The 14,814-nt window shown below is 67.6% G+C and carries 11 protein-coding genes; all 11 read right to left on the bottom strand.

Annotation, left to right across the window (positions count from 1 at the left end; all coding sequences use genetic code 11):
- Positions 1-220: 220 nt before the first annotated feature.
- Positions 221-1,141 carry an ABC transporter permease gene (locus VSO01S_RS23115; protein ID WP_068645139.1) on the bottom strand — a complete coding sequence of 307 codons (921 nt, stop codon included), beginning with the start codon at positions 1,139-1,141 and terminating at the stop codon, positions 221-223.
- A gap of 5 nt (positions 1,142-1,146) precedes the next feature.
- Positions 1,147-2,295 (bottom strand): ABC transporter permease, encoded by a 1,149-nt coding sequence (locus tag VSO01S_RS23110; protein WP_068645138.1) that lies wholly within the window; start codon positions 2,293-2,295, stop codon positions 1,147-1,149.
- Positions 2,288-3,835: an ABC transporter ATP-binding protein gene (locus VSO01S_RS23105; RefSeq protein ID WP_068645137.1), complete on the bottom strand. Its 1,548-nt coding sequence runs from the start codon at positions 3,833-3,835 to the stop codon at positions 2,288-2,290. Before VSO01S_RS23105 ends, VSO01S_RS23110 begins: the two co-directional genes overlap by 8 nt.
- 38 nt (positions 3,836-3,873) lie before the next feature.
- Entirely contained in the window at positions 3,874-5,220 is a 1,347-nt protein-coding gene (locus VSO01S_RS23100; RefSeq protein ID WP_068645140.1) for an NCS2 family permease, read from the bottom strand.
- Positions 5,221-5,328: 108 nt separating this feature from the next.
- Positions 5,329-6,279, bottom strand: a complete 951-nt coding sequence (locus VSO01S_RS23095) for a LysR family transcriptional regulator (protein ID WP_068645136.1) — start codon at positions 6,277-6,279, stop codon at positions 5,329-5,331.
- 172 nt (positions 6,280-6,451) lie between these two features.
- Positions 6,452-8,881 (bottom strand): xanthine dehydrogenase molybdopterin binding subunit, encoded by a 2,430-nt coding sequence (xdhB, locus tag VSO01S_RS23090; protein ID WP_068645135.1) that lies wholly within the window; start codon positions 8,879-8,881, stop codon positions 6,452-6,454.
- Between the two features lie 2 nt (positions 8,882-8,883).
- Positions 8,884-10,506, bottom strand: a complete 1,623-nt coding sequence (gene xdhA, locus VSO01S_RS23085; RefSeq protein ID WP_068645134.1) for a xanthine dehydrogenase small subunit — start codon at positions 10,504-10,506, stop codon at positions 8,884-8,886.
- Positions 10,507-11,139: 633 nt separating this feature from the next.
- The gene (gene cydX, locus VSO01S_RS23080; protein WP_068645133.1) at positions 11,140-11,277 is read right to left on the bottom strand and encodes a cytochrome bd-I oxidase subunit CydX; all 138 of its coding nucleotides are present in this window, start codon (positions 11,275-11,277) and stop codon (positions 11,140-11,142) included.
- Positions 11,278-11,296: 19 nt separating this feature from the next.
- The gene (gene cydB / locus VSO01S_RS23075) at positions 11,297-12,451 is read right to left on the bottom strand and encodes a cytochrome d ubiquinol oxidase subunit II (RefSeq protein ID WP_068645132.1); all 1,155 of its coding nucleotides are present in this window, start codon (positions 12,449-12,451) and stop codon (positions 11,297-11,299) included.
- Positions 12,452-12,469: 18 nt separating this feature from the next.
- Positions 12,470-14,062 (bottom strand): cytochrome ubiquinol oxidase subunit I, encoded by a 1,593-nt coding sequence (locus tag VSO01S_RS23070; RefSeq protein WP_068645131.1) that lies wholly within the window; start codon positions 14,060-14,062, stop codon positions 12,470-12,472.
- Between the two features lie 59 nt (positions 14,063-14,121).
- Positions 14,122-14,814: ATP-binding cassette domain-containing protein (locus VSO01S_RS23065; RefSeq protein ID WP_153305389.1), on the bottom strand; the 693-nt coding region annotated here is incomplete at its 5' end.

Here is a 14,814-nt window from a genome sequence, read left to right as displayed (position 1 = left end):
GGTGGGCGCCGGGGCGGCGGGCGCTGCAGCGGGCGCGGGCGCCTCTTCCTTCTTGCCGCAGCCGATCAGGGCCGCGGCGGCCGCTGCCGAAGCAGCCGCCAGGAGCAGGGAACGCTTGTTCAGGTCAGTCATTTTTCGAGATCCTCAAAGGACAGGTTGGCGAAACCGGGGCGGAAACACACGGCAAAAAAAGCACGGCGTTTCCAAATGCAAGCGCGGATTATGAGCCTGGATAGAAGGGTTTTCCGATGGAAGCCGGCATGTTCACGCGGATGAACGCTGGGTTGCGCGAGATGATGGCCAGCACCACGATGGGCGCGATGTACTGCAGCATGCTGAGGAACTGCGCAGGCACGTTGACCCCCGTGCTCTGCAGGTGAAAGCCCAGCATCGACACGCCGCCGAACAGGTAGGCGCCCAGCAGCACCCGCACCGGCCGCCAGGTGGCGAAGGTGGTGAGCGCCAGCGCGATCCAGCCGCGGCCGGCCACCATGCCTTCCACCCACAGCGGCGTGTACACCGTCGACAGGTAGGCGCCTGCCAGGCCGCACAGCGCCCCGCCGGCGATCACCGCCAGGAAGCGGATGCCCCGCACCGAATAGCCCAGCGCATGCGCCGATTCGGGCGACTCGCCCACCGAGCGCAGCACCAGGCCGGCGCGGGTTCGGTAGAGGAACCAGATCAGTCCGACGGTGAGCAGCACCGCGAAATACACCATCGGGTGATGCCGGAACAACGCCGGGCCCGCCAGCGGGATGTCGGCCAGGCCTGGAATGGCGTAGGACGTGCTTTCGGGCAGCTTGGCCTGCACGAAGCGGATGCCGGCGAAGGCCGAGAAGCCCGCGCCGAACAGGCTGAGCGCCAGCCCCGTGGCGTACTGGTTGGTGTTGAGCCAGATCACCAGCACGCCGAAGAAGGCGGCCAGCAGCGCGCCCGCCCCCATGCCGGCGGCAAAGCCCAGCCAGGTGTTGTGCGTGGTGACCACCGTGGCAAAGCCGGCGATGGCCGCACACAGCATGATGCCTTCGGCACCCAGGTTGACGATGCCGGCCTTCTCGTTGATCAGCAGGCCCAGCGCCGCAATCGCCAGGACAGTACCGGCCGAGAGCGTGGAGCCCAGAAGGAGTGCGTAGCTTTCCATGATGATCAGGCCTCCTGCTGTGCGGTCGTGACTGTGGTGGCCGTGATCGGCGTACTGGCTTGCAGCGACGACGTGCCCGCCGCGGCCACGGCCTTCGGCGCCGCCTTGCGCTTGATGCGGTACGCAATGAGCGTGTCGCAGGCCAGCAGCGTGAACAGCAGCAGCCCCTGGAACACGCCCGTGAGCGACTTGGGCAGCCCCAGCCGCGACTGCGCCAGTTCGCCGCCGATGTAGAACATGCTCATCAGGATGGCCGAGAAGATCATGCCCACCGGATGCAGCCGCCCCACGAAGGCCACGATGATGGCCGCGAAGCCGTAGCCGGCCGGCACGTACGGGTTGAGCTGGCCGATGGGCCCCGCCACTTCCAGCGCGCCGGCCAGGCCCGCTGCGCCGCCCGAGGTGAGCAGCGCGATCCAGATCGCCTTGCGCGCCGAGAAGCCCGCATAACGCGCCGCCGCCGGCGCCAGCCCGCCCACCTGCTGGGCAAAGCCGGCCCGCGTGCGGAACAGGAACACCCACAACGCAGCCGCGCCGATGAGCGCGATGACCAGGCCGATGCTCACCCGCGAGCCCTTGATGAGGCGCGGAATCTGCGTCACCGCCTCGAAGGTCTTGGTCTGCGGGAAGTTGTAGCCCAGCGGGTCCTTCCAGGGACCGTAGACCATGTAGCCCAACAGCAGCGTGGCCACGTAGACCAGCATCAGGCTGACCAGGATCTCGCTGGCATTGAAGCGGTCGCGCAGCCAGGCGACGATGCCCGCCCACACCATGCCGCCGGCAATGCCCGCCAGCAGGATGGCGGCGACGATCCAGCTGCCGGTGTTCTTGTCCGCCAGCAGCGCCACGCCGCCGGCGGCAATGGCGCCGAACACGAACTGCCCCTCGGCGCCGATGTTCCACACGTTGGAGCGGAAGCACACCGCCAGCCCCAGGGCGATGATGAGCAGCGGCGTGGCCTTCACCATCAACTCGCCCAGGGCGTAGCCGCTCTTGATCGGCTCCCAGAAGAACACCAGCAGGCCCTTGACCGGGTCCTTGCCCAGCGCGGCGAAGAGCGCCACGCCGATCAGCACCGTGATCAGGAGCGCCAGGATGGGCGAGCCGTAGCTCCAGAAACGGGAGAGCTGCGGGCGCGGTTCCAACTTAAGCATGGACACCCTCCTCCTTCTTCGCCTGGCTGGCTGCGCCCGCGGGCTTGCCCCACAGGCCGCTCATCCACTCGCCGATCTGCGTCACGGTGGCCGCGGCGCGCTCGATGGGTGGCGATATGCGCCCCTTGGCAATCACGTAGAGCCGGTCCGAGATCTCGAACAGCTCGTCCAGCTCCTCGCTCACCACCAGCACGGCGCAGCCGGCGTCCCGCAGGGCCAGGATCTCGCCCCGGATGAGCGCTGCCGCGCCCACGTCCACGCCCCAGGTCGGCTGCGACACCACGAAGACCTTGGGCCCCGCATCGATTTCTCGGCCCACGATGAACTTCTGCAGGTTGCCGCCCGAGAGCGAGCGCGCCGCCGATGCCGGCCCACCGGCCTTGACCTTGAAGCGCTCGATGATGGCGGCGGCCTGCCTGTCCAGCGCGCCGGTGCGGATCCAGCCGCCCTGCCCCACCGCCTCGCTGCGCGTGAGCAGCAGGTTGTGGGCCAGGCCCAGGCTGGGGACCGCGCCGCGGCCCAGCCGCTCTTCCGGCACGAAATGCATGCCCAGCGCGCGGCGCTGGCGCGGGTGCAGCCGGCCGGCCGGCTTGCCCAGGATCTCGATCATGCCGGGCTCGGCCCGCGTGTCTTCGCCCGACAGCGCATACAGCAGCTCCTTCTGCCCGTTGCCCGAGACGCCGGCAATGCCCACCACCTCGCCGGCACGCACGTCCAGGGACACCTGGTCGAGGTCCACGCCGAACTGGTCTTCGCGCGGCAGCGCCAGCTTGTTCACCCGCAGCGCCACCTGGCCCGCGTGCACCGGGCGGTGCGTGAGCGGCGGCGGCTCGGCGCCGATCATCAGGCGCGAGAGCGATTCGTTGCTCTCCTGCTGCGGGTTGCACACCCCCGTGACCTTGCCGCCGCGCAGCACCGTGCAGGCGCTGCACAGCTCGCGGATCTCGTGCAGCTTGTGGCTGATGTAGAGGATGCTGCAGCCCTCGGACGCCAGCTGCTTGAGCACCACGAAGAGCTTGTGCACCGCCTGCGGCGTGAGCACGGAAGTGGGCTCGTCCAGGATGAGCAGCTTGGGGTCGGTGAGCAGCGCGCGGATGATCTCCACCCGCTGCATCTCGCCCACGCTCAGGGTGTGCACCGGGCGCGCGGGCTCGATGTCCAGCCCGTACTCGGCCGCCTTCTGGGTGATGCGGCGCGTGACGTCGGCCAGCTTCAGGCTCTTGTCCAGCCCCAGCCAGACGTTCTCGGCCACGGTGAGCGTGTCGAACAGGCTGAAGTGCTGGAACACCATGCTGATGCCCAGCGCCCGTGCCTCCTGCGGGTTGCGGATGGACACCGCCTGCCCGTTGAAAAGGACGCTGCCTTCATCCGGCTTCACCGAGCCGTAGATGATCTTCATCAGCGTCGACTTGCCGGCGCCGTTCTCGCCCAGCACGGCATGGGTCTCGCCGGGCTGGACGGTCAGCGACACGCCGCTGTTGGCTACCACCGAGGGGTAGCGCTTGGTGATGTTCGAGAGTTGTAGTCTGGGTGCAGTCATGCGGGTTCTCCCTCGAAAATGAGGAGGCCGGAACCCGTTCAACCACCGATATAGACGAACTTGAACAGGAACACGGCCGCGATTATCCAGACCATCGCATGCACATCCCGTACCCGGCCGGTCAGAAGCTTCACCGCCGCGTAGGAAATGAAGCCGAAAGCCAGGCCGTTGGCAATGGAATAGGTGAAGGGCATCACCAGGGCGGTGACCACCGCCGGGATGACTTCGGTCGATTCGTCCCAGTCCAGCTCGGTCAGCTCGCGCAGCATCAGGCAGGCGACGAACAGCAGGGCCGGCGCGGTGGCATAGGCCGGCACCGAACCGGCCAGCGGCGAGATCACCAGGCAGGCCAGGAAAAGCACGGCCACCGTCAGCGCCGTGAGGCCGGTGCGGCCGCCGGCTTGCACGCCGGCGGCGCTTTCCACATACGCCGTGGTGCTGGAGGTGCCCAGCATGGAGCCGGCGAAGATGGCGCCGCTGTCGGCCAGCAGCGCCTTGTTCAGGCGGTGCATCTTGCCTTCGGTGAGCAGGCCGGCGCGCTTGGCCACGCCCATCAGCGTGCCGGTGGCATCAAACAGCTCCACCAGGAAGAACACCAAGATTACGTTCAGGATGCCGCCCTTGAGCGCGCCCATGATGTCCAGTTGCAGGAAGGTGGGCGCGATCGACGGCGGCGTTGCCACGATGCCGTTGAACTTGTTGTCGCCGAAGAAGAAGGACAGCACCGTCACCACCAGGATGCCGATCAGGATGGCGCCGGGCACCTTGAGCCGGTCGAGCGCCACGATGAGCAGGAAGCCGATGGTCGACAGGATGACCGGTGCGGTGTGCAGGTCGCCCAGCGTGACGAAGGTGGCGGGCGAGGCAGCCACGATGCCGGCGCTCTTGAGCGCGATGAGCGCCAGGAACAGGCCGATGCCCACCGTGATGGCCACCCGCATCGAATGCGGAATGCCGTTGACGATGAGCTCGCGCAGCCCGGTCACCGTGACCAGCAGGAACAGGCAGCCCGACACGAACACCGCGCCGAGCGCGGCCTGCCAGGTGAAGCCCATCTGGCCGACGACCACGAAGGCGAAATAAGCGTTCAGGCCCATGCCCGGCGCCAGCGCGATCGGGTAGTTGGCGTACAGCGCCATGATGCCGGTGCCCAGTGCCGCGATCAGGCAGGTGGCGACGAACACGGCTTCCTTGGGCATGCCGGCCGCACCCAGGATGCTGGGGTTGACGAAGATGATGTAGGCCATCGTCAGGAAGGTGGTCAGCCCTGCGACGACCTCGGTGCGGAACGTGGTGTTGTGTTCCCTGAGCTTGAAGATCTTCTCGATCCAGCTGCCCTCGTCGTGATGGTGGATGCTGGCGCCCTGGCCAGCGGCCTGGGGCATCTTTTCTGTTCGTTCCATAGCGCTTGTCTCCGTCTCTCTGTCTCTCTGTTGGAATCGATGCGGCCTTCCGGAGAAGGCCGCCACTCTTGGAAAAACCGTTCTCTTCTTCTAATTCGGCGCCGCGCCCGCAGCCGGCCGCAGCGAGGCGGCCACCACCTTGATGCGCTCGCGCAGCCAGCGCGCCGAGGCCGACGAATGGGTGCGCTCGTGCCACAGCTGGTAGTACACGAGCCGCGGCAGCGTGATCGGGCATTCGAGGATCTTCACCGGCAGCCGCTGCGTGAACCGTTCGCAATACTGGCGGCCGGTGGTCAGCACCAGCAGGCTGGAGGCCACCATGTCCGGAATGAGACTGAAGTGCGCGCAGCGCGCCGCGATGTTGCGGCGCAGGCCCACCTCGTCGAGCATCTGGTCGATGATGCCGCGCGCACCCGGGTGCAGCGGCGTGGGCGCGATGTGGTCCACCGCCAGCCAGGTGTCGGCATCCCATCCGCGGCGCGTGGCCGGATGGTCCTTGTTCACCAGCGACACCAGGTCGTCGTCCAGCAGGCGCGCCATGTGCAGGTCTTCCGGCGGCTTGAGCCAGTTGCCGATGACCACGTCCACCTGCCCCAGCGACAGGTGCGCGTGGTAGTCGGAATCGGAAGTCAGTGGGTGGATCTCGATGCGCATGAGCGGCGCCATGCTCTTGATCTGCGCCACCAGCATGGGCAGGAACATCGGGTCGAGGTAGTCGCTGGCGGCGATGCGGAAGGTGCCGGTGGCCGTCTGCGGATCGAAGCCGCGCGCATCGGAGAACAGCATCTCGGCCGAGCGCAGGATGGCGGCGGCCGGCTCGATCATCCGCAGGCCCGCATCCGTGGGCACCATGCCCGTGCCCGAGCGCACCAGCAGCGGGTCCCCGGCCAGGTCGCGCAGGCGCTTGAGCGCCGCGGACACTGCGGGTTGGTACATGCCCAGCCGGATGGCGGCACGCGAGACGCTGCGATCGGTCAACACGGTGTGCAGTACTCGGATGAGGTGGAGGTCGATCTTGTCGAAAAGCGCTTGTTCTCTCATATCTGCCCGCGCGTTGTATTCATACGCGGGAGGATATACACCCTCCCCCGAATCTCCGCGCACTTCGTATCGTTTCGGACCCCCTCGACAAGGGGCACACCGGCAGCCCGGCACAACCGGCTCCGCGGTGCATTCCGCGACGGTCCTTTCAGTTCAGATATGAGTGGTCAGTTCAGGCTGCGGCAGCCCGCACCGCGGTGATCGCGTTCAGGATCGCCTCGCTCGTGGCCGGCGCGCGCAGCGGCGGATCGGCCCGGTGGTCGGCGGTGGCCGAGATCGCGTCCCGGATGGCGTAGAACACCGAGAACGGCAGCAGGAGCGGCGGCTCGCCCACCGCCTTGCTGCGGTGGATGGAGTCCTCGAAGTTGTCACCCTCGAACAGCTGCACGTTGAACACCGGCGGGCAGTCGTTGGCCGTCGGGATCTTGTAGGTGCTGGGCGCGTGGGTGGTGAGCTTGCCGCTTTGCGGGTGCCACACCAGTTCCTCGGTGGTCAGCCAGCCCATGCCCTGGATGAAGGCGCCTTCCACCTGGCCGATGTCCACCGCCGGGTTCAGCGAGCGGCCGGCGTCGTGCAGGATGTCGGCGCGCAGCAGCTTCCACTCGCCGGTGAGGGTGTCCACCACCACCTCGCTCACGGCAGCGCCGTAGGCGTAGTAGTAGAAGGGTCGGCCGGTCATGGTTTCGCGGTCCCACGACAGGCCCGGGGTGGCATAGAAGCCGTCGGACCAGAGCTGCACCCGGTCCAGGTAGGCCTCGCCCACCAGGGTGGCAAAGCTCAGCGTCTTGCCGTTGACCTCGACCTTGTCGTTGGCAAAGCGCACGTCTTCGGCCTTGCCGCCGTGGCGCGCGGCCGCGCAGGCGGCCAGGCGCTCGCGGATCTGGCGGGCCGCGTCCTGCGCGGCCTTGCCGTTCAGGTCGGCGCCGGTCGATGCGGCGGTGGCCGAGGTGTTGGCCACCTTGCTGGTGTCGGTGGCGGTGGCGCGCACGCTGTCGAAACGCACGCCCAGCTCATGGGCCACGACTTGCGCCACCTTGGTGTTCAGGCCCTGCCCCATCTCGGTGCCGCCGTGGTTCACCAGGATGGAACCGTCGGTGTAGACATGCACCAGGGCGCCGGCCTGGTTGAAGTGCTTCACGTTGAAGGAGATGCCGAACTTCAGCGGCGCCAGCGCAATGCCGCGCTTGAGCACGGGGCTGGCGGCATTGAAGGCGGCAATCGCCTCGCGGCGCGCGCGGTAGTCGCTGCTGGCTTCCAGCTGGCCCACCAACTCGTGGATGACGTTGTCGCTCACCACCTGGCGGTACGGCGTCACGTTGCGCTCGGTCTTGCCGTAGAAATTCACGCGGCGCACATCCAGCGGATCCTTGCCCAGCGTGCGGGCGATCGAATCCATGATGTTCTCGACGGCGATGGCGCCCTGCGGGCCGCCGAAGCCGCGGAAGGCCGTGTTGCTCTGCGTGTTGGTCTTGCCCGAGTAGCCGTGCATGGACACGTCGGGCAGCCAGTAGGCGTTGTCGAAGTGGCACATGGCGCGCGTCATCACCGGCCCCGACAGGTCGGCCGAGTGGCCGGCGCGCGACACCATGGTGATCTCGGCGCCCAGCACGCGGCCTTCGTCGTCAAAGCCCACTTCGTACTCGTACCAGAAGCAGTGGCGGCGGCCGGTGATCATGAAGTCGTCGTCGCGGTCCAGCCGCAGCTTCACCGGCTTCTTCAGCTTGTGCGCGGCAATGGCGGCCACGCAGGCGAACAGGCCCGACTGCGATTCCTTGCCGCCGAAGCCGCCACCCATGCGGCGGCATTCCACCTGCACCTCGTTGGCATGCAGGTGCAGCGCATGGGCCACCAGGTGCTGCATCTCGCTGGGGTGCTGGGTCGAGCAGTGCACCAGGATCGCCCCGCCTTCCTTCGGAATGGCGTAGCTGATCTGTCCTTCCAGGTAGAACTGCTCCTGGCCGCCCACGTCGAAGGTGTTCTTCAGGCGATGCGGCGCGCGGGCAATGGCGGCCTTGGCGCCGCCTTCGGTGGTGCTGCGCTCCAGGTGCATGGGCGGCACCACGTACTGGCCTTTTTCATGCGCCTGCTGCGGCGTGATCACCGGCGTGGCGGATTCGATGGCCAGCACGTCCTTGGCCTTGGCCGCCGCGCGGCGTGCCTCGTTGCGGGTGCGCGCCACCACGGCGAACACCGGCTGGCCCAGGAAGCGGATCTCGCCATCGCACAGGATGGGGTCGTCGTGGACGATGGAGCCGCAGTCGTTGCTGCCCGGGATGTCCTGGGCGGTGAGCACGTCCACCACGCCCGGCATGGCGCGGATGGCGTCCAGCTGCACGCCGGTCAGGCGTCCGGCCGCCACCGGCGACAGGCCCAGCGCGCAATGCAGCGTGCCGGTCAGTTCGGGAATGTCGTCCACGTAGGTGGCTTCGCCGGCCACGTGCAGCGCGGCGGATTCGTGCGGGCGGCTGATGCCCACGCGCGCGCCCTGGGCATGCGCCTTGGCCTCGACGCCGGTGTCGATGCGCGCGGCGGCATTGGCAACGTAGTCCGCAAAGGCTTCCTCGGCGTTCTGGAGCAGGCGGGGATCAATGGGCTTGTTCATCTTCATGCTCCTTCGGCGGTCGTCGCGGCAGCCGACACGGCATGCGGCATCACGCTCCACACGCTGGTGGCGGCCGTCGGCAAGGCGTCCTGGCGGCGGGTTTCCAGCCACAGGCGGGTGATCAGATTCTGCGCCACCTGCAGGCGGTAGCCGGCCGATGCACGCATGTCGGTCAGGGGCGTGAAGTCCTCGGCCAGGGCGGCGCGCGCGGCGTCCACGCTCGCCTGGGTCCAGGGCTGGCCGAGCAGGGCCGCCTCGGCCTTGGCGGCGCGCTTGACGATGGCAGCCATGCCGCCGAAGGCCAGGCGGATGGCCTTGACCTTGTCGTCGGCTCCCAGCTCCAGCGAGAAGGCGCCGCACAGCGCCGAGATGTCGCAATCGAATCGCTTGCTGATCTTGTAGGCCCGCACGCGGCGCGCCACCACCGACAGCGGCACCGCCACGGCCTGCACGAACTCGCCGGGCTCCAGCTTGTTCTTCATGTAGTCGACGTAGAAGTCGGTCAGCGGCATGCGGCGCACGCGCTCGCCCTGGCGCAGCTCGATCTGGGCATCCAGCGCCATCAGCACCGGCGGCGAATCGCCGATGGGCGAACCGTTGGCCACGTTGCCGCCCATGGTGCCGGCATGGCGGATGGGCGGGGAGGCAAAGCGCAGCCAGACGTCGGTCAGCCCCTCGAAGCGCGCGGCCAGCGCGGACCAGGCGGCCTCGAGCGAGGCGCCGGCGCCGATGTAGAGCTCCGGGCCCTGCGCGCCGTTGCGTTCTTCGACGGCCTTGAGTTCCTCGACGTCGCCGACGTAGATGATGTCGCCCAGGTCGCGGAACTGCTTGTTGACCCACAGGCCCACGTCGGTGGAGCCGGCCAGGATCTGGGCACGCGGCTTGGCCACGCGCAGCTGCGCCAGCTGGGCCAGCGTCCTGGGCGCGTGGAAGTGGTCGGTGCGCACGCCCAGCGGGGCGGTGTATTCGAAGGCGGATTCGTTCTGCAGGGCTTGCAGGGCCTGCACCACGGGCTGGGTGTCCAGGCGCACGGGCGGCAGGTCGAACATGCGCTGGCCCGCGTCCAGGATGGGGCGGTAGCCGGTGCAGCGGCACAGGTTGCCCGACAGGTCGTCGGCCAGCTGCTGGCGGCTGGGCCGCGTGCCGCAGGACTGGTGCTGCTCGTAGTTGGACCACAGCGACATGACGAAGCCGGGGGTGCAGAAGCCGCACTGCGAGCCGTGGCAGTCGACCAGTGCCTGCTGCACGGGGTGCAGCGGGGTCACGGGATGCTTGCCGTGCTGGCTGCCATGGGCGGCGCCCTGGCTGGCGCACTGGGTCTTGAGGTCTTCGACGGTGAACAGCGCCTTGCCGTTGAGGGTGGGCAGGAACTGGATGCAGGCGTTGACGCTCTGCAGCTTCAGGCCATTGACGGCGTCCTTGTCGCCGGGGGCGGCCAGCTCGCCGATGACCACCGTGCAGGCGCCGCAATCGCCTTCATTGCAGCCTTCCTTGGTGCCGGTGCAGTGGGCGTCGTCGCGCAGCCAGTCGAGCACGGTGCGCGTGGGGTGGACGCCGCTGACGTCGACGACTCGCCCCTGGTGGTAGAAGCGGATGGGTTGGGTGCTGCTGCTTGTGCTGCTCATGCTCGTGGGCCGATGTGTTCTTGATGAGGCTGGTTTGGCGTGCACCCTGGAAGTTAGTGCCTTGCGCGCCATTTCGCATATCCACGAAACGATATGAGCTATGTGGCGGCTGGTATGGCTTGCCAGGGTAAACCCCTGGTTTCACCGAAGCAAATGTTGCGCCACCCGGGGTGCGTTGAGGAGGTTCTTGCAAGAGGCGGGCGGAGCGCGCGCCGCCCCGGAAGTCGCCCCCGGCCCCTGGCGCCTGCCGCGCCCCGCCTGGAGACGGCGTGTCGTATCAACGAGGGAAGACGAGGGGAAGCCAGCCTTCGTTGGTTGGACCAACGGTGACTGCACCGGAGGAATAACCACAACGCGTCCTGGCAAAGGCCTGTGTGCCTCTGGGCGCTGGCGCGCCTCTCGGGCGATGAGCAGCGCAGCGGAGCCGGCCTGCGTGCAAGGGCACCTTGCACGCTTCAACTTCTAGCTTGCGGCAGCTGTTCGAGTGGCGCGAACGAAGTGAGCGCAACGAGTTCTGCCGCACAGGCCGGCTCCGCGAGCAGCGCAGTGCAGTCGGCGCAGCCGACCGCCCGAGTGAAGCGCCAGCGCCCAGAGGCACACAGGCCTTTGCCCCCAACCGATCGACGAAACAGATCAGTGCTGCCGAGGCGAAGGCCGATCCAGCTTGTCGTGCCGAACGGCCTCGTCCTCCATCAGTTCGAACCACATCGCGTTCAGCACCGCGAACGCCGCCGCCAGGGGCAGGCCAAGAATCCAGGCGAAATACCACATGTGAATGCTCCCGTGATGTTCAGTAGGCGTGGCCGCGTTTCTGCTCGATGTCGTCCGGGTCCACCTTGCCGCGCAGCACCGAGTACACCCAGCTCGTGTATGCCAGGATGATCGGCAGGAAGATGATCACGCACACCAGCATGATGAACAGCGTGAGATGGCTGGACGACGAATCCCACACCGTCAGGCTTGCGCGCGGATCTTCCGACGACGGCAGGATGAACGGGAACATCGACACGCCGACGCTCAGGATGATGCCGGCAATGCCCAGCCCGCTGGCCAGCAGCGCCGCCAAGGGCTTGCGCCCCACCATCGCCAGCCACGCCAGCAGCGGGCCGCCCACGCCCAGCAGCGGCACCACGTACAGCCACGGGTGGGCCGCATAGTTGGCAAACCAGGCGCCGGGGTGGTGCTCCACCGTCTTGAGCAGCGGATTGGACGGCCCTGCGGGCACGATGTCGCTCGTGATCTGGTAGCCCGCCACGAACTTGTAGAGCAGCGCACCGGCCACGATGAACAGCACCGCCGTCAGCAGCGCGGCAACGGTGCCGAAGCGGCGCGCGCGCTCGTGCACCTCGCCACCCGTCTTCAGCTGCAGCCAGGCGGAACCGTGCATCGCCAGCATCGCCACCGACAGCACGCCCGCCAGCAAAGCGTAGGGATTGAGCAGGCCGAAGAACGAACCGGTGTAGTGGATCTGCATGTCCGGCTCCAGCCGGAAAGGCACGCCCTGCAGCACATTGCCCATCGCCACGCCGGTGATCAGCGCCGGCACGAAGCCGCCGACGAACAGCAGCCAGTCCCAGGTGTTGCGCCAGCGAAGGTCTTCGTTCTTGCCGCGGAACTTGAAAGCCACCGGGCGGATGATCAATGCGAACAGGATCACGAACATCGCCAGGTAGAAGCCCGAGAACGACACCGCGTACAGCTGCGGCCAGGCGGCAAAGATGGCGCCGCCACCCAGGATCAGCCATACCTGGTTGCCTTCCCACACCGGGCCCACGGCATTGATCACCACCCGGCGCTCCAGGTCCGTCTTGCCGACGAACGGCAGCAGCATGCCGGTGCCCAGGTCGAAGCCGTCCAGCACCGCGAAGCCTACCAGCAGGATGCCCAGCAGCAGCCACCAGACGGCGCGCAGCACTTCATAGGAAATCAGTTCATGCAGGATCATGTTGTGCTCCCTCCTTCATCAAGACCTGGCCGTGGCCAGCGTGGCATGGCCGCGCGCGCGGGCTTCCGCCAGCGTGTCGGGCTGCAGCTCAGGCCCCTTGCGGATCGCCTTGAACAAGAGCTTCCACTCGATGACCAGCAGCACCGTATAAAGCAGCGTGAAGATGCACAGCGTGAGCAGCACCGTGCTCGCGCCCAGGTTCGACACCGCCACCGCGGTGGGCAGCACGCCTTCGATCACCCACGGCTGGCGGCCCAGCTCGGCCACGATCCAGCCGCATTCGGCCGCCAGGAACGGCAGCGGAATGCTCCAGACCGCCACCTTCAGCAGCCAGTGCCAGCGGTCGAGCCGGCGCATGGCCGACAGCACGAAGAACGTGCCCGTGAGCAGGATGAAGAACATGCCCAGGCCCACCATGACGCGGAAGGTCCAGTACAGCGGCGCCACCGGCGGCACCGTGTCCCACGCGGCCTGGGTGATCTGCTCCGGCGTTGCTTGCCGCGGATCGTCCACATAGCGCTTGAGCAACAGCGCATAGCCCATGTCGCCGCCGTGCCGCTCGAAGGTGTCGCGCGCCTCCACCGGAACGCTGCGCCCCAGGCTGCCCGCATCCCGGATGCGCTGCAGCGCGCCATAGGCCTCGATGCCGTTCTCGATGCGCTGCTCGGCGCGCTTCTGAAGATCTTCGATGCCGGGTATCTCGGTGTTGAGCGAGCGCGTGCCGATCAGGCCCATGGCCCATGGAATGTGCACGGCATAGTGCGTCTCGCGCGCCTCCTGGTCAGGAAAGCCGAAGGCGGTGAAGGCAGCCGGCGCCGGCTCGGTCTTCCACATGGCCTCGATGGCGGCCAGCTTCATCTTCTGGTGCTCGGTCGTCATGTAGCCGCTCTCGTCGCCCAGCACCACCACCGACAGCGATGCGGCCAGCCCGAAGGAGGCGGCCACCGTCATCGAGCGCCGGGCCAGTTCCAGGTGCCGGCCCTTGAGCACGTACCAGGCGGAGACGCCCAGCACGAAGATCGCGGCCGTCACGTAGCCGGCCGATACCGTGTGCACGAACTTGGCTTGGGCCACCGGGTTGGTGAGCACCGCGGCAAAGTCCGTCACCTCCATGCGCATGGTCTGCGGATTGAAGGCGGCGCCCACCGGGTTCTGCATCCAGCCGTTGGCAATCAGGATCCACAGGGCCGAGAAGTTGGAGCCCAGCGCCACCGCCCAGGTGGCGATCAGGTGGCCCACCTTGGACATCCGGTCCCAGCCGAAGAAGAACAGGCCGACGAAAGTGGCTTCCAGGAAGAAGGCCATCAGCCCCTCGATGGCCAGCGGCGCGCCGAACACGTCGCCCACGTAATGGCTGTAGTAGGACCAGTTCATGCCGAACTGGAACTCCATCACCACGCCGGTGGCCACACCCATGGCGAAGTTGATGCCGAACAGGATGCCCCAGAACTTCGTCATGTCGCGCCAGATGCTGCGCCCCGTCATGACGTAGACCGTCTCCATGATGGCCAGCAGGATCGACAGCCCGAGGGTGAGCGGCACGAACAGGAAGTGGTAGAGCGCCGTCATTGCGAACTGCAATCGTGACAACGCGACGATGTCGAGATCCATGGGGTTCCTTTCTTCTATATCCAGATTCAGTGGACGCAGCCCTTTGTTCTCTTTCGCGGTCAGTCCTGTCGCAGTGCGCGCAATGCCGAGCTGAAAGCCGGCGTACCGCGACGATGATCCGCAACCAGACGACCTCCCTGGATGCACAGCAGGCGGTCCGCCAGCTCTGCCTCGCGCCGCAGGTGGGTCGCGATGACCAGGCTGCACTGCCGCTGCCGTGCCTCGTGCGCGAGACGTCCAAGCAGGTCTCGCGCGGTGCGAGTGTCCAATCCTTCGGTCGGCTCGTCCAGTAGCCAAAGGGGCGTGTTCTTCCTGAGCAGCAAGCGCGCCAGGGCCAGGCGGCGGGCCTGGCCGCCCGACAGGCCGAGGCCGCCCTCGCCCAGCCTGGTATCCAGCCCCTGCGGCATGGCGCGCACGTCGTCGGCCAGCCCGGCCGCGCTCAAGGCGGCCCAAAGACTTACATCGTCGGCCCGCGCATCGGCCAGTTGAAGATTGCGGCGCAGGTCGTCCTGGAACAGTTCGGTGCGCTGCGTGAGCCAGCAGGCCGGGAGGGCGCGGACGCTGCCGCCACGGGCGGCCATGTCGCCGGCCAGGGCGGCAAGCACCGTCGACTTGCCGGCGCCGCTCGCGCCCACCAGGGCCACGCGCTCGCCCGCAGCCAGCTGAAGATCGAGATGCGGCACGGCGGCCGACGCGCTGCCGGCATGGGCCAATGCGGCGCCTTCGCACTGCACCGCCATGCCGGCAGCTGG

This window comes from Variovorax soli NBRC 106424, assembly GCF_001591385.1.
Classification (GTDB): domain Bacteria; phylum Pseudomonadota; class Gammaproteobacteria; order Burkholderiales; family Burkholderiaceae_C; genus Variovorax; species Variovorax soli.
This window is presented reverse-complemented; position numbering and strand designations above follow the sequence as displayed.

Excerpts from the sequence above, each read along its gene's own strand:
- VSO01S_RS23110 (WP_068645138.1), bottom strand. The coding sequence starts at position 2,295 with ATGCTTAAGTTGGAACCGCGCCCGCAGCTCTCCCGTTTCTGGAGCTAC.
- VSO01S_RS23070 (WP_068645131.1), bottom strand. The coding sequence starts at position 14,062 with ATGGATCTCGACATCGTCGCGTTGTCACGATTGCAGTTCGCAATGACG.
- xdhA (WP_068645134.1), bottom strand. The coding sequence starts at position 10,506 with ATGAGCAGCACAAGCAGCAGCACCCAACCCATCCGCTTCTACCACCAG.
- VSO01S_RS23095 (WP_068645136.1), bottom strand. The coding sequence starts at position 6,279 with ATGAGAGAACAAGCGCTTTTCGACAAGATCGACCTCCACCTCATCCGA.
- cydB (WP_068645132.1), bottom strand. The coding sequence starts at position 12,451 with ATGATCCTGCATGAACTGATTTCCTATGAAGTGCTGCGCGCCGTCTGG.
- VSO01S_RS23115 (WP_068645139.1), bottom strand. The coding sequence starts at position 1,141 with ATGGAAAGCTACGCACTCCTTCTGGGCTCCACGCTCTCGGCCGGTACT.
- cydX (WP_068645133.1), bottom strand. The coding sequence starts at position 11,277 with ATGTGGTATTTCGCCTGGATTCTTGGCCTGCCCCTGGCGGCGGCGTTC.
- VSO01S_RS23100 (WP_068645140.1), bottom strand. The coding sequence starts at position 5,220 with ATGCCCCAGGCCGCTGGCCAGGGCGCCAGCATCCACCATCACGACGAG.
- xdhB (WP_068645135.1), bottom strand. The coding sequence starts at position 8,881 with ATGAACAAGCCCATTGATCCCCGCCTGCTCCAGAACGCCGAGGAAGCC.
- VSO01S_RS23105 (WP_068645137.1), bottom strand. The coding sequence starts at position 3,835 with ATGACTGCACCCAGACTACAACTCTCGAACATCACCAAGCGCTACCCC.